Origin of the sequence: Aeromonas sp. 604443, assembly GCF_049170315.1 — a bacterium.
GTDB lineage: Bacteria > Pseudomonadota > Gammaproteobacteria > Enterobacterales > Aeromonadaceae > Aeromonas > Aeromonas veronii_A.
Genome location: NZ_JAAKMI010000009.1, coordinates 1 through 19123, shown reverse-complemented (window position 1 = coordinate 19123; position 19123 = coordinate 1). Strand labels below are relative to the sequence as shown.

Annotated in this window: 17 protein-coding genes and 2 tRNA genes; 12 read left to right on the top strand and 7 right to left on the bottom strand. The window is 61.5% G+C overall.

All coding sequences use genetic code 11. The features are described 5' to 3' along the window. Positions 1-21: 21 nt before the first annotated feature. From G5380_RS13230 to G5380_RS13220, 3 genes are read left to right on the top strand one after another with little or no spacing between them, the layout of a single operon-like run. Positions 22-678, top strand: coding sequence for a response regulator transcription factor (locus G5380_RS13230; protein ID WP_005341873.1), 657 nt, complete (start codon positions 22-24; stop codon positions 676-678). Then, on the top strand, positions 675-2024 hold the full coding sequence (locus G5380_RS13225) for a sensor histidine kinase (protein WP_216952239.1): 1350 nt from the start codon (positions 675-677) through the stop codon (positions 2022-2024). The genes G5380_RS13230 and G5380_RS13225 overlap by 4 nt, the downstream gene beginning before the upstream one ends. 41 nt (positions 2025-2065) lie before the next feature. Beyond that, a complete protein-coding gene (locus G5380_RS13220; RefSeq protein ID WP_108542312.1) occupies positions 2066-2527 on the top strand; it encodes a hypothetical protein in 462 nt (153 codons plus the stop codon). An 85-nt stretch (positions 2528-2612) separates the two neighbouring features. Here G5380_RS13220 and torA read toward each other — a convergent pair whose 3' ends face one another. Then, positions 2613-5093 carry a trimethylamine-N-oxide reductase TorA gene (torA, locus tag G5380_RS13215; RefSeq protein WP_421352804.1) on the bottom strand — a complete coding sequence of 827 codons (2481 nt, stop codon included), beginning with the start codon at positions 5091-5093 and terminating at the stop codon, positions 2613-2615. 23 nt (positions 5094-5116) lie between these two features. Continuing rightward, positions 5117-6247: a NapC/NirT family cytochrome c gene (locus G5380_RS13210; RefSeq protein ID WP_005339847.1), complete on the bottom strand. Its 1131-nt coding sequence runs from the start codon at positions 6245-6247 to the stop codon at positions 5117-5119. Positions 6248-6523: 276 nt separating this feature from the next. Between G5380_RS13210 and G5380_RS13205 the strand changes: the two genes are divergently transcribed. The 3 genes from G5380_RS13205 (at position 6524) to G5380_RS13195 (ending at position 10974) form a co-directional block, all read left to right on the top strand. Further along, positions 6524-8491, top strand: a complete 1968-nt coding sequence (locus tag G5380_RS13205; protein ID WP_421352803.1) for an ATP-binding protein — start codon at positions 6524-6526, stop codon at positions 8489-8491. A 55-nt stretch (positions 8492-8546) separates the two neighbouring features. After that, the gene (locus G5380_RS13200) at positions 8547-8933 is read left to right on the top strand and encodes a response regulator (protein WP_421352802.1); all 387 of its coding nucleotides are present in this window, start codon (positions 8547-8549) and stop codon (positions 8931-8933) included. A gap of 67 nt (positions 8934-9000) precedes the next feature. Then, the gene (locus G5380_RS13195; protein ID WP_421209072.1) at positions 9001-10974 is read left to right on the top strand and encodes a DNA topoisomerase III; all 1974 of its coding nucleotides are present in this window, start codon (positions 9001-9003) and stop codon (positions 10972-10974) included. Positions 10975-11014: 40 nt separating this feature from the next. Here the strand turns inward: G5380_RS13195 and G5380_RS13190 are convergent, their stop codons facing one another. Together G5380_RS13190 and G5380_RS13185 are read right to left on the bottom strand one after the other, a co-directional pair. Continuing rightward, on the bottom strand, positions 11015-11455 hold the full coding sequence (locus tag G5380_RS13190) for a DUF417 family protein (RefSeq protein ID WP_307895705.1): 441 nt from the start codon (positions 11453-11455) through the stop codon (positions 11015-11017). A gap of 14 nt (positions 11456-11469) precedes the next feature. Beyond that, on the bottom strand, positions 11470-12003 hold the full coding sequence (locus tag G5380_RS13185; protein WP_064338932.1) for a carboxymuconolactone decarboxylase family protein: 534 nt from the start codon (positions 12001-12003) through the stop codon (positions 11470-11472). Positions 12004-12104: 101 nt separating this feature from the next. On the opposite strand from G5380_RS13185, the gene G5380_RS13180 reads away from it, so the two are divergent. Further along, positions 12105-12935, top strand: coding sequence for a cupin domain-containing protein (locus G5380_RS13180; RefSeq protein ID WP_421352801.1), 831 nt, complete (start codon positions 12105-12107; stop codon positions 12933-12935). A 41-nt stretch (positions 12936-12976) separates the two neighbouring features. On the opposite strand, the gene G5380_RS13175 is transcribed toward G5380_RS13180, so the two are convergent. Further along, positions 12977-14332 (bottom strand): TrkH family potassium uptake protein, encoded by a 1356-nt coding sequence (locus G5380_RS13175; protein ID WP_005356363.1) that lies wholly within the window; start codon positions 14330-14332, stop codon positions 12977-12979. Beyond that, entirely contained in the window at positions 14329-14982 is a 654-nt protein-coding gene (locus tag G5380_RS13170; RefSeq protein ID WP_005339863.1) for a potassium channel family protein, read from the bottom strand. The genes G5380_RS13175 and G5380_RS13170 overlap by 4 nt, the downstream gene beginning before the upstream one ends. Before the next feature lie 127 nt (positions 14983-15109). Here G5380_RS13170 and murB point away from each other — a divergent pair, with 127 nt between their 5' ends. Continuing rightward, positions 15110-16147: a UDP-N-acetylmuramate dehydrogenase gene (gene murB, locus G5380_RS13165; protein ID WP_158110830.1), complete on the top strand. Its 1038-nt coding sequence runs from the start codon at positions 15110-15112 to the stop codon at positions 16145-16147. Further along, positions 16144-17109 (top strand): bifunctional biotin--[acetyl-CoA-carboxylase] ligase/biotin operon repressor BirA, encoded by a 966-nt coding sequence (gene birA, locus G5380_RS13160; RefSeq protein ID WP_421209070.1) that lies wholly within the window; start codon positions 16144-16146, stop codon positions 17107-17109. The genes murB and birA overlap by 4 nt, the downstream gene beginning before the upstream one ends. An 81-nt stretch (positions 17110-17190) precedes the next feature. Here the strand turns inward: birA and coaA are convergent, their stop codons facing one another. After that, positions 17191-18129, bottom strand: coding sequence for a type I pantothenate kinase (coaA, locus tag G5380_RS13155; protein WP_005339877.1), 939 nt, complete (start codon positions 18127-18129; stop codon positions 17191-17193). Positions 18130-18392: 263 nt separating this feature from the next. On the opposite strand from coaA, the gene G5380_RS13150 reads away from it, so the two are divergent. The 3 genes from G5380_RS13150 to G5380_RS13140 form a co-directional block, all read left to right on the top strand. Next, a tRNA-Tyr gene (locus G5380_RS13150) sits at positions 18393-18477 on the top strand. 38 nt (positions 18478-18515) lie between these two features. Beyond that, positions 18516-18590 (top strand) — tRNA-Gly (locus G5380_RS13145). Positions 18591-18758: 168 nt separating this feature from the next. Further along, a partial coding sequence (locus G5380_RS13140) for a GTP-binding protein (protein WP_421352800.1) occupies positions 18759-19123 on the top strand: 365 nt, incomplete at its 3' end.

Sequence of the window (19123 nt, the reverse complement as noted above, 5' to 3'; positions counted from 1 at the left end):
CCCCTGTGTGGAAGCCTGTTCATGCGAATTCTGATTGTTGAAGACGAAAAAATTCTGGCTGGTCAGCTGGCCGAACAGCTGCGCCTCTCCGGCTTTGTCACCGACCTCTGCCACGACGGCAACGAGGCCGGTTTCCTCGGTGAGACCGAACCCTATGACGCCATCATTCTCGACCTCGGCCTGCCTGGGCGCGATGGCCTGAGCGTGTTGAAGGAGTGGCGCAGCAAGGGAATCGATACCCCGGTGCTGGTACTGACCGCCCGTGGCCAACTGCACGAGAAGATCGAGGGGCTCAATGCCGGTGCCGATGACTACCTCACCAAGCCGTTCCAGGTGGCCGAGCTGGTGGCGCGGGTGCATGCGCTGGTGCGCCGGGCGGCAGGCAACGCCAGCTCCGTTCTGGAGATTGGCGGGGTACGGCTCGATATGGCGGCTTCCCAGGTGTGGTACGAAGGGACCCCCATCAAGCTGACCGCCCACGAGTTCCGGGTGCTGGGTTACCTGATGCAGCATCGGGGCAAGGTGGTGTCGCGCAGCGAGCTGATCGATCACATCTACGCTCAGGATTTCGACCGTGACTCCAACACAGTAGAGGTGTTCATCGGCCGGATCCGCAAGAAGACCCATCCCGACTTGATTGAGACAGTGCGTGGTCTCGGATACCGGATCAACGAATGAGGCTGGTCCGAACCCTGCGGGGGCGGCTGCTTGCCATTGCGCTGGTGTGGTGCGGGCTGTTTCTGTTCGCCACCGGCTTCAGCCTGCAGACCATGATGCGCAACTACTGGCAGGAGGCGGAGGCCGACGGCCTTCGCCTGCAGCTCTATGATCTGCTCTCCCGGCTGGAGGTGGAGAAGAGTGGTCTACCTGTGGTGATCGAACCGATGGCCGATCCCCGTTTCAGCCAACCTTACTCCGGCTACTACTGGCAGTTGGAACTGGGGGAAAATGTGGTGGGCCGCTCCCGATCCCTGTGGGACACCCATCTGGTGAGCCGTGGCCTCAAGTCTGCCTTTGGCGATCCTGACCTCTTTTTTGGCAAGGGCCCCAACAAGGAGCCGCTGCTGATCATGACCCGCACCGTGCTGTTGCCCGGTTCGGATCGGGTCTTTACCCTGGTGATGGCCAAGGACAGCAGCACCCTGATCCAGACCCTGAAGAAAACTCGCATCAGCCTGTTCCTCGGTCTCGGCTTTGCCGCCGCCGGTCTGGTGCTCGGCTTCATGTTCCAGATCGTCTATGGTTTGCGGCCGCTGCATCTGCTGCGCCGTGAACTGGGGCGGGTTCACGAGGGTCATCAGGAGGGATTCCGGCTGCGCTATCCGCTGGAGATCCAGCCGCTGGTTGAGGATATCAACCGGCTGCTGCACCACTACGGCGAGCTGCTGCAGCGTGCCCGTGCCCACACCGGCAATCTGGCTCACGCCCTCAAGACGCCGCTCAGCATCATGCGCAATCAGGTTGCCCAGTTGCCGCCGGAGGATCAGGCCGCCATCGGCGAGCAGCTCGACCAGATCCAGCGCCATATCGACTATCACCTCGGTAAGGCGCGGGTGACCGGCGCCGCCAAGATCCTCGGGGTGTCGACCCCGGTGCGGGCGCGGGTGGAGTATATCTGCCGCGCCTTCTCCCGCCTCTATCCGGGCAAGACGGTGGATCTGCAAGTGCCCGCCAATCTGGCGGTCGGGGTGGAGGAGCAGGACTTCGACGAGATGGTGGGCAATTTGCTGGAGAACGCCTTCAAATGGTCCGCCAGCGAGCTGCGTATCTCCAGCGCCGAGCTGGGGGGCTGGATCACCCTGCGTATCGAGGATGACGGCCCCGGCATGAGCGAGGATCAGATCGCCAAGGCGGTGCTGCGCGGGGTGCGGCTCGACGAGAAGGTGCCGGGCTCGGGCTTGGGTCTCAACATCGTCTCCGATCTGGCGGAAGCCTATCGCGGCAGCTTTATTATGGGCCGCGCCGAACTGGGCGGGCTGGCCGCCTCCCTCTCGTTGCCCAAGGTGGCAAGGGTCGAGAGCTAGGCATAAGATATGGCATTTGTTTTAGCCTGAGGAAGAGAACCATGACCGACGATCCGTGGGCCCTGTGCCATCTTGACGATTCATTCGATGCCTCTGTACTGGGGGTCAAGGGCGCCCAGATCCAGTGGTTTGAAGACAGGGATGGCCTGATCGCGTTCCTGCTGGAAGATTTTGTCGACTTGCTGGCCGATGTGGGCGAGCTGGACGAGGAGCAGACCGAGCAGGCGCGCGAGCGCTTCACCCTGCTGGTGGAGCAGAGCTTCGACGATCGCACCCTGATGGATGCCATCAACGATCTCGCCTCCGGCCTGCGCCGCATCGCCTGGTTGGGGCCGCTCTCGGAGCTGGCCGAGATCAGCGACGAGTTTGCCTCCGGCCTGCGCCGCTATTTCTGGAGCCAGTACGACGGGGATGAAGATGACCCGGACGCCTGGGTGCCGGAAGAGCTGTGGCCGCAGCTGGTGGAGTGCGCGCAGGAGTATATGGAAGAGGGGGATTTTTAAATCCGTCCGGACTATGTGTGCTCTTTGGCAGACAGATAAAGAAACGGCGCCTTGATGGCGCCGTTTTTATTGGGTGGCAATCGCCTTAGCCGTTGGCCGGTACCGCGTGGGCGGTGTTGGCCAGCACCGGGCCTGTGTACTTCTCGATCTGCAGCTGGGCCATGTGGCCGCAGTTGCCCTGCGCCAGACTGGACGAGCCTTCGTCGAAGGTGAGGCAGTTGACGTTGCCGTTCTTGCAGATGCTGCCCGCTTCGCCCGGCTTGGCCGGGTCATACCAGGCCCCTTCGCAGATCCGCACCACGCCTTGGCGCACATCCTCGGATAGCAGGGCGCCCACCAGGATCTGGCCGCGCTCGTTGAAGGCACGCACCAGATCCCCCTGGGCGATGCCACGAGCCTTGGCATCCAGCGGATGGATCATGATCGCCTCGCGGTCGGCGATGGCGAACTTGTCTCGCAGCGGGGTGTTGTCGAGTTGGGAGTGCAGCCGCTGGGTCGGGTGGGAGGTGTTGAGCGACAGCGGATAGCGCGCCGCCACTTCACTCTTCACCCACTCCCTGGGCTCATACCACTTGGGATGGCCGGCGCAGTCGGCGTAACCCATCCCCGCCACCGTGTTGGAGAAGATCTCGATCTTGCCGGACGGGGTACCGAGCGGGTTGAGCAGCGGGTTCTCGCGAAAATCGGCGTGACGGATCCACTGGCGGTTGGCCTCCGGGATCGGGAAGCGGATGTAGTTGTTGGATTCCCAGAACATGTTGAACGGCGGCAGCGCCACGCGGGCACCACGGGCCTGCGCCGCCATGCCGTCGTACATCTGCTTGAGCCACAGCATCTCATCCTTCCCTTCGGTGTACTGCTCCTGCACGCCCAGTTTGGCGGCGATGGCGCTGAAGATATCGAAGTCGTTGCGGGCTTCAAACTGGGGCGGCACGCACTGGTGCATCGGGAACACATAGCGCTGGGAGTAGTCGCCACCCATCTCCAGATCATTGCGCTCGTAGCTGGTGGTGACCGGCAGCACGATATCGGCGTGCTTGGCGGTGGCAGTCCAGTAAGGCTCGTGGACGATCACGGTCTGCGGCTTGCGCCACGCCTGCAGCAGGTTGTTGGTGTCCTGATGGTGGTGGAAGGGGTTGCCGCCCGCCACGTAGACCAGCTTGATGTCCGGATAGGTCACCTTGCGGCCGTTGAAGTCGATGGTCTTGCCCGGGTTGGCGAGACAGTCGGCAATGCGGGCCACCGGGATCGGGGCCGGGCTGTTCTTCGGTGCGTTGCCGGCGGAGATGCCCGCCAGAATGCCGCCTTTGGCGGTGGGGCTGCCACCGGAGGAGTAGTGGTAGCTGAAGCCGTAGCCGCCGCCCGGCAGGCCGATCTGGCCCAGCATGGAGGCCAGAGTGACCAGCATCCAGTTGGGCTGTTCGCCGTGCTGCTGACGCTGCATGCCCCAACCGGCCATGATCATGGTGCGCTTGGCGGCCATGTCGAGAGCCAGCTGGCGGATCACCTTGGCATCGACGCCGCATACAGTGCTCGCCCACTCGGCGCTCTTCGGCTGACCGTCATCCTTGCCGAGCAGATAGGCGAGGAACTTGTCGAAGCCGACGGTGTAGCGATCGAGGAAGGCCTGATCGTGCTTCTTCTCGCTGTAGAGGGTGTGGGCCACACCCAGCATCATGGCCACGTCGGTGTAGGCGTTCGGGGCAATCCACTCGGCGCCGACCAGCTTGGCGGTCTCGTTGTAGACCGGATCGATGCTGATGACGCGGGTGCCTTTTTCTTTTAGCGCCTTGAAGCCAGCCTGACCTTCGTGATCCGGCATGTTCCAGCTGTTCTTCAGGGTGACCTGAGCATTGACCCCCCACAGCACCACCAGTTCGGCGTTTTCCACCACGTTGGGCCAGGCGGTCTGCTGCTCGTACACCTCGATGGAGCCCATCACGTGGGACATGATCACCTGAGCCGCACCGGTGGAGTAGTCACCGGCATAACCGGTGAAGCCGCCGGAGAGGTTCATCAGGCGGTGCAGCAGGGTGCGGCTGTTGTGGAACATGCCGACACTCTTCCAGCCGTAGGAACCGGCGTGGATCGCCTGCGGGCCGAAGTCAGACTGGACGCGCTGGATTTCACCGGCCACCAGTTCGATGGCTTTCTCCCAGCTCACCCGCACCCACTCGTCGGCGCCGCGCAGCTCCGGCTTGGCGCCCGGGCCGTGCTCCAGCCAACTCTTGCGTACCATGGGGTATTTGATGCGGTTCTTGGCGTGGACCTGGAACGGCGCCATGTCGATGAGATCGTTTGGCGCCGGATCATCGGCCACCGGCTGGACGCGCACCATGCGGCCATCTTCGACGATCGCCTCGAAAGCACCCCAGTGGGCGCCAGTCAGAATGCCCTTCTGGGCGGGCACCAGGGTCGGGAACTGACTCAATGCGGTGCTGATGGCTTTCGCCAGCGCACTCTTGGGAAAAATGCCGCCGAGCAGGGGCAGGGCTGCGCAGGCGCCGAGCCCCTTGAGCAGGTTGCGGCGGGACAGATTGGTCTTCTTGTCATTGAAAAAAGTCATAACGGTTTTCCTCTGTGCCAGCCTTAGTGGGCCGCGCTCATGTCACTGGCGTGTTTCTGGACATACTGGGTCAACATGCGAGCCTGTTCCGGGGTCAGGGAGGTACGAGATTCCATCCCCTTGATGACGCCGATCCACTGGTTGGCATTGAAGTGATCCAGCGCGGTGAGGCCGTGGCAGCCGGTACAGTTGTTGGACATCAGGGTGGAGGCGTATTGCCACAGCTTGCCCTGATCGCCGATGAGCTGGCTTTGGTCGACCCAGGCGGTCAGCTTGACCTGATGCCAGGTGAGGTTGGTGGCGCTGTCGGTTTCGCTCTGGCCGGTGACCAGTGCTTTCTTGGCGGCATCGCCGACCAGTACGCTGAGGATCCGTTTGCCCGGTGCGGCGTAGAACACTTCGCTCACACCATCCTGTTGCCAGCCTTCGATCTGCACCTTGGCGCGGCCGTTTTCGTTGGCCAGCACTTCCACCTTGGTGGAGGGCATCAGGGTGCCTTCGTCGGTCTTGGCGGCAGCATCGAGGAACAGCGGGGTGGTAGCGATGGCGTAACGGGTGGTGACGTTGGCCGGGGTCTGGGCCGCAGCCTGCGCCAGCTCGCTGGCACCGGCGGCAGCCAGGCCGCTCATGTCAGGCATGATGTGGGCGACACCGCGGTGGCAGTCGATACAGGTCTGACCCTCCTTGATGGCGACCGGGTGCTCGGCGCGGGCATTGGGGCGCTGGGCCAGAATGTCCATCGCCTCATAGCTGTGGCAGCTGCGGCAGGTGGCGGAGTCGTTGGCTTTCAGCTCGTCCCAGACGGATTGGGCCATCCGCAGCTTGTGGGCTTCATACTTTTCCGGGGTGTCGAGCGTGCCGATCGCCTCGTGATAGATATCCTTCACTGCGCGGATCTTGGTCCACAGGTAGGAGGTGGGGTCGCCCGGGATGTGGCAGTCGGCGCACTCGGCGCGGATCCCCTTGGTGTTCTGGAAGTGGACACTGCCCTGATACTCGGCGAGCGGAGTCTGCATGGAGTGGCAGGAGACGCAGAATTCGGTGGAGCTGGTCTTGTGCAGCACGGTCACGGTGACACCCAGTGCCGCGACACCCAGCAGGGCCCCGAGCAGCAGGAGCCAGAACCAGGTTTTTCTTATCAGTTTTCCAATCATGGCGGCGTTTTCCTACGGTCAATAATTACCTACATAGTACTAGTCCAATAGTAGTAGTAATGACAGGGATAAGGCGTTGACCTCCATCATGGTTTATATTTTTGATTGTTGTCACATTCTGTCTTTTGTTTTGTTATTGATTTAATTGTCGAATTAAATTCAGTTGTTTTCTGTTTAATCTATTTGTGCACTTTCCGCGACAGCTGTTAGCCCCCTCGCAAAACCCCACAAGATTCGTTGATATAGTGAGCAGTGAGCCTCAACGGAGTGTCGCTGATGAGCCCTTTCTCACTGCTGTGTGTCGCCGCCAACGTGCAACTGCTGGCCGAATTCGAACAGGAGTTGGCTCCGCTGCTCGGCCATTTCGCGTTGGTGGTGGTGGTCGGTCAGGGGTCGGCGGAGCTGGCCTTGGACGAGCTGGATCGCAAGGAGCAGCCACCCGCCGTGGTGGTGTGTGACAGCGAGCTGGGGGATGGGCGAGGGGCCGATTTTCTGATCCGTCTCGGCAGCCGTCACGAGGCGTGCCGCAAGATCCTGCTGGGCAGCCAGCCGGAGATGAAATCGATCATCGAGGCGGTAAACCTCGGTCGTCTCGACTACTACCTGCAACGCCCCTGGCGCGATGGCAGCCTGCGTCGGGCGGTGATCGAGCAGGCCAGCCACTTTGTATTGCAGCGTCCCGAGGCGGACCTGCTGAGCTATGCCGCCGTGCTCGACAACCAGAAGCTGCTGCGAGCCCACGTCGATCGTCAGTTGGCTGCCTATCGGCAGGGCTTTATGGATTACACCCACTGCAGCGATGAAGAACTCTCCCGGGTGGTGATCGACGGCCTCTACCAGTTTTTCGAGGGCAATGACGAGGAGCGGGTCTGCCGCCACTACAGTCCGGGCCATGTGCTGACTCGCGAGGGGGAGCCCAACAGCTTCCTCTGGTTTATCGCCAAGGGGGAGGTGGTGCTGCGCAAGCGGGACGAGCAGGGGATCGATCAGGAGGTGGTGCACTACCGCACCGGCTCGCTGGTGGGGGGGATGTCCTTCGTGACCGGCGAACCCGCCTTCACCACCGGCGTGACTCTGACCGGTGCCGAGGTGATCAAGCTCGACAAGCTGCAATTCTCTCGGGTGATGCAGGCGCGCAGCGAACTGCTCCCCTCCTTTACCAACCTGCTGCTGCGCCACTTCAACCGCCGTCTGCAAAACAGCATCCGCACCGAGATGCGGCTGCAACAGACCCTCAACTCACTCGATGCCGCTCACGCCCAGCTGGTGGAGAGCGAAAAAATGGCGATGCTGGGTCAACTGGTGGCCGGTGTCGCCCACGAGCTGAACAACCCGGTGGCGGCCATTATCCGTGGCAGCGAGACCCTGCGGGCCGCCATCCCCGATCTGGTCAATCTCGAGCTGCCAGCAACCATCAAGGGGCTGGGCAACCAGACCCTCTGTCAGGCGCTCTCCTCACAGCCGGTCTCGACCAGCGAGATCCGTGACAAGACCCGGCTGGCGGAGGGGCGCTTTGGTGATCGCCAGCAGGCGCGGCTGGCGGTGCAGATGAATCTGGATGACGAGCTGAACTGGCAGCGCTGGTTTGCCAGCCGCACTGCCGACGAGCGGGAGGCGCTGCTCTCCCGGCTGGAGCTGTTCCAGCAGACCGGCAGCTTCCTGCGCAATATCGAGGTGTGTGCCCGTCGCATCGGCGATCTGGTCAAGAGCCTCAAGCAGTATGCCCGTCAGGATCGGCTCGAACCCTCGCTGGTGGACCTGCACGAGGGGCTGGAAGATACCCTGATGATTTTCGAAAACCGCCTCAAGCATCATGAGCTCTGCAAGGAGTACCAGCCGTTGCCGCTGGTGCGCTGTCACCCCATCGCCCTGCAACAGGTGTGGACCAACCTGATCGCCAACAGTCTGGATGCTATGAGCGGCCCGGGGCGACTCACCATCCGTACCGGATTGCTGGATCCCGAGTGGGTCATGGTGGAGATAGAGGATAGCGGTTGCGGCATCGAGCCCGAGCTGTGGCAGCGGATCTTCGATCTCAACTTCACCACCAAGCGGGAGGGACATTTCGGCCTCGGGATTGGTCTGAGCGTTTCGCTGCAGATAGTTCAGCAGCACCACGGCCGGATCGAGGTGGCCTCCGAACCGGGCCGTTACACCCGGATGCGGGTCTGTCTGCCGCTGGACGGCATGGGGCAGGCCGGTTACGGGGGCGAACCTCATCACAACAAGGAGCATGCGGCCTGAGCCGTCGCCAGCATCAATCGCGCGGCGTGCCAAACCATGTCGCCAAGGAGGAGCAATGAACAAACACTATCTGATCCTGTGTGTGGACGATGAGCGTGAGGTGCTGGATGCGGTGATCCATGATCTCGCCCCGTTCCGTTCCCACTTCGAACTGGAAGCCGCCGAGAGTGTCGATGAGGCGCGTGCCACCACCCGCGCCAGCCGCAAATTGCTGCTGACCGGACAAGCGGGGCTGGAGGCCACCGTCGAAGCGGTCAATCGCGGCGGGTTGCACTACTACCTCGCCAAGCCGTGGAAGCTGGAGACCCTGCAAGAGGCGGTGCGCGAACAGCTGACCGACTACCTGCTGGCAGAAGATGGCGAAAATGCCTTCCACTATGCGCCGCTGCTCAATCAGGCGCGGCTGTTTGCCGCCATCCACGATCACCCGTTCGACGAGTAGGGGCAGTTGGGCTTTCGCGGTGGCAGTTGTATACTGTCTGCATATACAGTATTGCAGGTAGCCACCGATGCGACTCTTTATCGCCGAGAAGCCCACGCTGGGCCGCGCCATTGCCGATGCCCTGCCCAAGCCCCACAAGAAGGGCGACGGTTTTATCGAAACAGCCCAAGGGGATGTGGTCACCTGGTGTATCGGCCATCTGCTGGAGCAGGCCGAGCCCGATGCCTATGACGCCGCCTTCAAGCAGTGGCGGATGGAGCATCTCCCCATCATCCCCGCCCAGTGGCAGCTGGTGGCCAAACCCAAGACCAAAACCCAGCTCACCGTCATCAAGCGGCTGATCAAGCAGGCGGACTGCGTGGTCAACGCCGGTGACCCGGACCGGGAAGGGCAGTTGCTGGTGGACGAGGTGATCGACTTTCTCGGCTACCCGAAAACCAAGCCGGTGCAGCGCTGCCTCATCAGCGATCTCAACCCGCCTGCGGTGCGCCGTGCCCTCGAGAAGCTGCGGGACAACAAGGAGTTCGTGCCGCTGGCGGTCTCGGCGCTGGCCCGCAGTCGGGCCGACTGGCTCTACGGCATCAACATGACCCGCGCCTATACCTTGCTCGGGCGCAAGGCAGGTTGCAGCGAGCTGCTCTCGGTTGGTCGGGTGCAGACCCCGCTGCTGGGGCTGGTGGTGCGGCGGGATCTCGAGATCGAGGCCTTCGTGCCCAAACCCTTCTACGAGGTGCTGGCCCATCTGTTGACCGATAGCAACGAGCGTTTCACCGCCAAGTGGCTGCCATCGGAAGCCTGTCTGCCGTGGCAGGATGAGGAGGGGCGGGTGCTCAACCGGGCGCTGGCCGACAAGGTGGTGAGCCGGATCAACGGCCAGCCTGCACAGGTCGAATCGGTGGAGGAGCAGGCCCGCAAGCAGGCGGCGCCGCTGCCCTACAACCTCTCCAGCCTGCAGATCGATGCCGCCAAGCGCTTCGGCATGGATGCCAAGCGGGTGCTCGACATCTGCCAGAGCCTCTACGAGCGCCACAAGCTCATCACCTACCCGCGCTCCGATAGCCGCTATCTGCCGACCGACCACTTCAAGCGGGCCGAACAGGTGCGCGGTGCCATCGCCGCCACAGCGCCTGCGTTGGCCAAGGCGGTGAGCGAGGCAGACGGCAAGATCCGCAGCAAGGCGTGGAACGACAGCAAGGTGGATGCCCACCACGCCATCATCCCCACCGAGAAGCAGGGCAACCCCGCCACGCTGGGGGCCGACGAGGCGAAGCTCTATGGCCTGATTGCCCGCCAGTATCTGCTGCAGTTCTATCCCCCGTTCGAATACAACGACAGCAAGGTGCTGCTGCGCATCGCCGGTGGTCTGTTTCAGGCCAAGGCGCGGCGCATTCTCAAGGCAGGCTGGAAGGCACTGCTCGGGGTGGAAGAGGATGACGACGAAGAGAAAGCGGGCACGTTGCCTGCCCTGAAAGAGGGAGAGCAACTGCTCTGCGAGCGGGGCGAACTGCAGGAGAAAATGACCCAGCCGCCCAAGTCGTTCACCGATGCCACCCTGCTGGCGGCCATGACCGGCATCGCCCGCTATGTGCAGGATCCCGAGATCCGCAAGACCCTGCGCGACACCGATGGTCTCGGCACAGAAGCGACCCGGGCGGGCATTATCGACCTGCTGTTCAAGCGTCGCTTTCTGGTGCGTCAGGGCAAGAGCATCAAGGCGACCCCGACCGGGCGGGCGCTGGTGCAGGCGCTGCCTGCTACTGCCACCACGCCGGATATGACGGCGCTGTGGGAGCAGAGCCTCGGCCAGATCGCCGAGCGCCACGGCAGCTACCAGCAGTTCATGGGGCCGCTCACCGAGCAGCTCAACGGCCTGATTGAAGGGGCGCGGCAGGACTCCGGCGCCAGCTTCAGCGCCCTACCCAAGGAGGCGCCGGGTGCCGGCAAGCGGCGTTTTACCAGGCGCAAGAGTCCGGCGGCCAGCACGACTGGCGGGCCCCGACCGCGCAAGACGGCCAGCAAGCGCCAGACCGGGGCTGCATAACGAAAAAAGGCGCCCATCCTGGGCGCCAAAGGCATTGTTGTCAGGCTGCCTGAGTGGGCAAGCTGGCACGGATCCTGTGCTGGTAGTGCAGAACCACACCGAGAAACACCAGATCCTTGAACAGGAAGAACTCGGTGACTGGCACGCCATCAACCACTTTCCAGACACCTGTCAGGGTCAGCAGGAAGCTCAGCGTCGCCAGGAAGGTGACGATAGCCCCCATGCTGCACCAGTAACCGATGCGGGGTTGCCACAGACCCACGACCAGCCCGATGGCGATCACTATCTCGACCACCCCGATCAGGTTCGATACGCTCTGTTCCGACAGGGGGCCATAGAGCCAGCTCATCAAGGGGTGGCTGGCTACCAGTGGTTTGATGGCGGCTGCCTCTGTCGGGGTAAACTTGAAGACGCCGATCCAGAGCAGGGTCAATACCACGCCCGCCAGGGCGACCAGAAAGCCTTTGTCATGTTGCTGCATGGGGGGCTCCTTGTTTAAGGGGTCAGAGTGACGGGCGGGAAGTCGATCTCGGTCGCTGCCAGGTGGTTGCCATAGTTGGTCAGGGTATTGACGACCACCTGGCCGAGCACCTCCAGCAGCAGCTCGTCATCTACGCCTGCGGCCCGGGCGCTAGCAAGCTGCTCGTCACTGATCACTCCGCGCTGACTGACCAGCGCCGTTGCCAGTTGCAGCAGGGCGTGATCAAGGGGAGCCGAGGCCTGGCCGAGCCGGGCAGCCCGGATCTCCTGGGCCGAGAATCCGGCCTTGCCCGCCAGTAGTGTGTGGGCAGACAAACAGTATTGGCAGGCGTTGGCTTGACCTATGGCCAGTGCCAGCAACTCCCGTTGTGGGGCAGTGAGGCGCCCCTTGCCAAGCGCCTCGGCAAAGGCCAGAAAGCCATTGAGCAGGGCTGGCGAGTGGGCCAGGGTGGCGTAGAGGTTGGGCACCATGCCCAGATTGCGGCGCAGGGTGGTCAGGGTCTGGGCGGCTGCGGGTTGCGGTTGGGATACTGGTTGGATACGGCTCATGATCTTCTCCTGTGGTAGTGAAGGTACGGGAGACAGTGTGCCGTCATTCGTGATACGGTTTATCACTCATCGTCTGCAAATAAATACCATTCGTCTCAAATATGGATCCGCTCTCTGCCCTGTTGGTTCATGCCTCCCCCGAAGCCAAGATCTTCTTCGCCGGCAACCTGTGCCAGAACTCCTCCAGTGATGATTATCCGAGTGGCGGACATCTTCATCTGCTGCGCAGCGGTGCCGTCATGCTGCGTGAAGAGGGGGGAGCCAGCTTGCTGCTCGAGGAGCCGACCCTGATCCTGTTCCCTCGGGGACGTCCTCACAAGCTTGAACCCAGAACGTTGGGGGGTTGCGATCTGGTATGTGCCAATGTCGCATTCGGCAAGGGGGGCGCATCGCCGTTGCAACTGGCATTACCGGGCTCGCTGGTGCTGCCGCTACGTGAGTTGCCTGTCCTGACACCGGTGCTGAGTCAGCTGTTTGACGAAGCGTTTCACCCCCGCTACGGGCAGGATCCGCTGATCTCCCGCTTGCTGGAGATACTGTTGATCCTGCTGCTGCGTCATCTGGTCGAGCAAGGGGTGTGTCAGCAGGGGATGTTGGCAGGCATTTCCGATCCCCAGTTGGCCAAGGCGATCTCGGTGATGCATCAGCGTGGGGATGAACCCTGGACGGTGGCCACGCTGGCGCGGGAGGCCGGCATGTCGCGGGCCCGCTTTGCCGCGAGGTTTCAGGAGCGGGTCGGTCAAGCGCCGCTTGGTTATCTGACCCGCTGGCGCATGGCGCGCGCCTGCCAGCAACTGCTGGCGGGGGAGCCCATAGTGCAGGTGGCGTTGGGGGCGGGGTATAGCAGCAGTGTTGCCTTTGGTCGGGCATTCGAGCGGGAGCTGGGGGTGAGCCCGGGGCGCTGGCTCAAGGCGCAGCAACAAGCCGAATAAAAAAACGGGGCAGCCAGTGGCTGCCCCGTGTTCATGGCTGGTCAGCCGGTATAGACGTTCTCTTCCGGATAGCGGATGCGGGTCTCGACCGGGCGGGCCAGCATAAAGGCCAGGGTCAGGGGGCCGAGACGGCCGCAGATCATCACCAGCACCAGGATCAGCTTGCCCGGCTCGCTCAGGGAGGCGGTGATGCCGGTGGAGAGGCCGACGGTGGCAAATGCCGAGATGGTCTCGAACATGATTTTGTCGAACGGCAGATCCTCGGTCACCATCAGCAGGAACATCGCCAGCATCAGCACCATGGTGCTGACGATGATGATGGCCAGCGATCGGGTCACGATCTGGGGCGACAGGGTGCGGCCAAAAGCGGTGACATGGGGCCGTTTGGTCAGAAATGCCTTGGTCGCCAGCAGCACGACTGCGAAGGTGGTGACTTTGATACCACCACCGGTTGAGGTGGCACCGGCACCGATAAACATCAGCATCATCAGGAACAGCAACGCCGCCGGGGTCATCAGCCCGATATCTATGGTATTGAAACCGGCGGTACGGGCGCTGGCAGACTGGAAGAAGGCCGCCAGCAGCTGGCCACCGATACCGGCCTTACCGAGGGTGCCGGGGTTGTTGTGTTCCAGTAGCCAGAACATCAGGGTACCGGCCAGCAGCAGCGCCGGGGTCATCAGCAGCATCAGCTTGCTGTGCAGCTTCAGCTTGCGCCAGCGGCGGTTGCGCACCAGATCGACGATGACGGTAAAGCCGATCCCCCCGAGGATCAGCAGGCCGGCGATGGTCAGGCTGATGATGGGGTCGTCCCTGTAGTCCATGAGGTTGTTGGCAAACAGCGAAAACCCGGCGTTGTTGAAGGCTGATACCGCGTGGAAGAAGCTGACATAGAGGCCGTGCACCCAACCCATCTCGGGCACCCAGCGGATCGCCATGATGCCGGTACCGATCAATTGGGCGATAAAGGCGAACAGCACGATCCGTTTGACCAGCTGAATGATGTTGACCGAGCCCTCCTGTCCCAGCGCCTCCTTGGCCAGTACCTGTTGGCGCAGACCGACCCGCTTGCTGAAGATGGCGATCAGCAGCAGGGTCATGGTCATCTGGCCCAGACCGCCGATCTCCATCAGCATCAGCAGGAAAATCTGCCCCTGCAGGGTGAAGGCGGTGCCGGTATCCACCACGCCAAGACCTGTCACGCTGATGGCCGAAGTGGCGGTAAACAGGGCGTTGACGAAGGTGACCTCGCCATTGTGGCTGGAGGGTTGCACCAGAAAGATGGTGCCAATCAGCAGAATGATCAGAAAGCTACCGAGGATCAGCCGGGCTTCGCTCCAGCGAGAGTCCTGCTCCCGATGGAGGGCGAAGGCGTAGCTGCTGCGCCAGTTGATCATAGGGTTTCGAGCCAGTGGTCGATGGCGTGCTTGTTGCCCGCCAGGATCAGGATGTCGCCCAGTTGCAGCTCCATTTTGCCGGTTAGTACGTTGTGCAGCACATCACCACGCTTGATGGCGAGCAGCTGGAAATCGCTCTGTTGCAGCAGGTGGAAGTCGCCTAGTTCCCGGCCGTTCTGTTGCAGGCCAATCACGAACTCGGTCAGCACCATGTCGTGACCCAGCTCCAGATAGTCGAACAGCCGGTTGTCCAGCATGCTCTGGGCGACCCGGCGGCCCATGTCCCACTCCGGGTTGATCACCTTGTCGGCGCCCACTTTCTGCAGGATCTTGGCGTGGAACTTGTCGCGCGCCTTGACCCACACCTTCTTCACACCTGCCTCTTTCAAGACGAGGGTGGTGAGGATGCTGGTCTCCAGGTTGTCACCGATGGCAACGAAGACGATATCGAAATTGGCCAGTCCCAGCTCGGCCACGGTGGCCTCATCGGTGGCATCCGCCACGATAACGTGATTGCAGAGGGCGGCGATTTGCCGGGTCTTGCTCTCGTCGATATCGATGGCCAGTACTTCGGCATCTTGCCGTTGCAGCTCTTCGCACAGCGCGCTGCCAAACAGGCCCAGGCCGATGACGGCAAACTGGTTGTTCATGAGTTATTCCTCAGCAGTTGAAGTCGCCTACTCTAAACCACTGCTATTCCCCCGAAAAGGGCTCGGGTTTTTCGTCATGGGGCAACTTGAGGTAGACTGCGCCCTTGCACCAAGCCGGGATAGACCGATGAAACTGAATGCCAACGCCTCCTTGTTGAAGCTCAACACCCTTGCCCTCGATGCGTATTGCCTCTGGCTGGCCGAGGTGGAGCAGGTTGCCGATCTGGCGACCCTGCGTGCTGATCCACAACTCAACCAGTTGCCTCGCCTCAATCTGGGCGGCGGCAGCAATATGCTCTTCACCACCGATTTTCTCGGTCTGGTGGTGCTCAACCGGCTCAAGGGGATTACCGCTGAAGATGGTGGCGATCACTGGTTGCTCCATGTGGCGGCCGGTGAAGATTGGCATCAGCTGGTGCGCCATACCTTGCAACAGGGCTGGTTCGGGCTAGAGAATCTGGCGCTCATTCCCGGTACGGTCGGTGCCGCGCCGGTGCAGAACATCGGTGCCTATGGCGTTGAGCTGGCCGACTTCTGCGCCTATGTCGAGGCGTTCAACTGGCAGAGTGGCGAGATTGAACGGATCGCGGCGGCAGAGTGCCGCTTCGGTTATCGCGACAGCATCTTCAAACACGAGTATCAGGATTCCCACCTGATCACCGCCGTCGGGCTCAAACTGCCCAAGGCGTGGCAACCGGTGCAGGGCTATGGCCCACTGGCTGCGCTCGGTGACGCGCCTTCGGCGCAGGCCATCTTCGATACCGTCTGTGCCACCCGCATGGCCAAGCTGCCGGATCCTGCGGTGCTCGGCAATGCGGGCAGCTTCTTCAAGAATCCGGTGGTGCCTGCCGCGCTGGCGGAGAATCTCAAGGCGCGCTATCCGCAGATGCCCTGCTATCCGGCTGGAGAAGGGCAGGCCAAGCTGGCGGCGGGCTGGCTCATCGATCAGTGCGGTTTGAAAGGTTTCGCCATTGGCCGTGCCGCTGTTCATCAGGAGCAGGCGCTGGTGCTGGTCAATCTGGGGGGCGCCAGTGCCATGGAGCTGATCGCGCTGGCGGCTCATGTCCGCGACAGCGTGGAGCAGACGTTTGGCGTGGTGCTGGAGCACGAGGTGCGCTTTATGGGTGCGCATGGTGAAACCTGGCTCGACGAGGTGCTCTCATGACGTTGACTCCCATCAGACAGACCCTGATCACCCTGCTTAGCGACGGCCAGTTTCACTCCGGCGAACAGCTGGGTGAGCAGCTCGGCATCAGCCGGGCGGCGGTGAGCAAACACATGGCGGCGCTCAAGGAGCTGGGGTTGGATCTCTTTAGCCTGACCGGCAAGGGCTACCGGTTGGCGGTGCCGATGGCGCTCTATGATCAGGCTACCTTGCAGGCACTGGCCCCGATGGCACCGGTGCACTGTTTTCCGGTCATTGGCTCGACCAATCAACACCTGCTGGATCGGGTCAATGAGCTGCGCTCTGGCGAGAGCTGTCTGGCCGAGTGTCAGACAGCCGGGCGCGGTCGTCGTGGCAAACCCTGGATTTCGCCGTTTGGTTGCCAGCTGATCCTCAGCATGTACTGGCGACTCGAACAAGGCATGGCGGCGGCCATGGGGCTGAGTCTGGCGGTCGGCGTGGCAGTGGTTGAAGCGCTGGAGAGCCTTGGTTATCAAGGTGTTGAGCTCAAGTGGCCGAACGACCTCTACTATCAGGGCCGCAAGTTGGCGGGAATACTGGTGGAGATGAGTGGCAGTGCCGGGGCCAGCTGTCATCTGGTGATCGGCATCGGTCTCAATCTGGCGATGCCTGCCCGCGAAGGTGAGAAGATTGATCAGGCCTGGGCCGAGCTGCGCCACATCAATCCCGAGCTGGTCGATCGCAATCAGTTGGCGGCCCGGATGATCGTCCATCTGCAGCGGGCGTTGCATACCTTTGAGCAGCAGGGGCTGGCAAGCTTTGTCGATGAGTGGAACCGGCTCGATCACTTTGCCAGTCGCCCGGTGCGCCTGCTGATGGGAGATCAGGAGATCCGCGGCATCGCTCGTGGCATCGACGATCGCGGCGCCCTGCGACTGGATACGGAGGAGGGCACCAAGTTCTATCTGGGTGGTGAACTCTCCCTGCGCCGGGGCGACTGAGGGTCAGCAAGGCCGCTCATGATACCAAACAAGAAGAGGGGGCCCGCGGGCCCCCTCTTCGTTATCCGGCAACTGTAGTCATCATTTGCGCAGCTTGATCTGTTCGATGGCGTGCTCATGGCCCTTGGTCATGATCAGGTTGGCTCGCTCACGAGTTGGCAGGATATTTTCTTGCAAATTCAGATAGTTGATGTCTTGCCAGATGTTGCTGGCGATCTGGGTCGCCTCACTCTCCGCCAGCTTGGCGTAGTTATGGAAGTAGGAGTCGGGATCCGAGAAGGCGCCGCTGCGGAATTTCAGGAAGCGTTCGATATACCAGGTGCGCAGCAGTTCGGCATCGGCATCCACATAGATGGAGAAGTCGACGAAGTCCGACACGAAGACCCGATGGGGCTCCTGAGGATAATCCATGCCGCTTTGCAGCACATTGAGCCCTTCCAGGATCAGAATGTCCGGCTGCTCCACCACCTTCTTCTCATCGGGAATGATGTCGTAGATAAGGTGGGAGTAAACCGGCGCTTCGACCTTCTCGTGACCAGCGCGGATGTTGGCGACAAATTCCACCAGATGGCGGATGTCGTAGGATTCCGGGAACCCCTTGCGGCGCATCAGGCCGCGCTCTTCCAGTACCTTGTTGGGATAGAGGAAGCCGTCGGTGGTGACCAGCTCCACCCGCGGATGTTCCGGCCAGCGCTCCAACAGGGCCTGCAGAATACGGGCCGTGGTGCTTTTGCCCCCCGCCACGCTGCCGGCAATGCTGATAATATAGGTGCCCTTGCCGCGGGACTGGCCGAGAAACTGCTCCAGCACCCGGCTGCGACGCTGTTTGGCTTTGACATAGAGATTGAGCAGGCGGGAGAGAGGCAGATAGATCTCTTCCACTTCCCGCAATGACACCTTCTCGTTGATCCCGCGCAGGGTCTGCAGATCGTGTTCGGTCAGGGTCAGGGGGACCGAATCGCGCAATAACGCCCATTGTTCGCGGGTGAATTGCAGATAGGGGTTATGCTCTGTCGTCATGGTGTCATCACTGTTTCTTGGGCACGGCGACCATACACCAAGGGTGGGGGAGCGACAAGGGACGCAGCAGGATTGGCTTGTTTGCCCCCGCTTTTTTGCAAACTTCCCAGCAATAAAGCATATTTTGCCGGGTTCAATGGTTGCATCCCCCAAAACCTTACAATAAAATGCGCGACGCTTGACTGTCTGTCGTCTATTTGCCGTGCAAAAGCGATAAACACAACGGGTGCAAGCAGAATTACCGTTGTGACAATCTGGCGTCTGGAGGGGTTCCCGAGCGGCCAAAGGGATCAGACTGTAAATCTGACGGCTCTGCCTTCGAAGGTTCGAATCCTTCTCCCTCCACCATATTTCTCTGCGGTTTGAGTTCTTTGGGTTAGAGAAATGCGGGCATCGTATAATGGCTATTACCTCAGCCTTCCAAGCTGATGATGCGGGTTCGATTCCCGCTGCCCGCTCCAAGATGCTGATATGGCTCAGGCGTTAGCAGAGCCGCACCCTAGGGTGAGTTCGGCAAGCGAACCAGCCATCAGTACCTCTCTCTTTCCCACCAGATTCAAATCCATCATATAAACTGTTCTGTGGTTAGCTTGCCACCGCGTACTCAGCGTTAGTTTAGAGGGACGATCATGTCTAAAGAAAAATTTGAGCGTAATAAACCGCACGTTAACGTGGGTACCATCGGCCACGTTGACCACGGTAAAACCACCCTGACTGCAGCTATCACCAACGTGCTGGCCAAGCACTTCGGTGGTAAAGCTTTCGCCTTCGACCAGATCGACAAGGCACCGGAAGAGCGTGAGCGTGGTATCACCATCAACACCTCCCACGTAGAATACGACACCGCTACCCGTCACTACGCACACGTAGACTGCCCGGGTCACGCCGACTACGTTAAAAACATGATCACCGGTGCAGCCCAGATGGACGGCGCGATCCTGGTAGTAGCAGCGACTGACGGCCCGATGCCGCAGACTCGTGAGCACATCCTGCT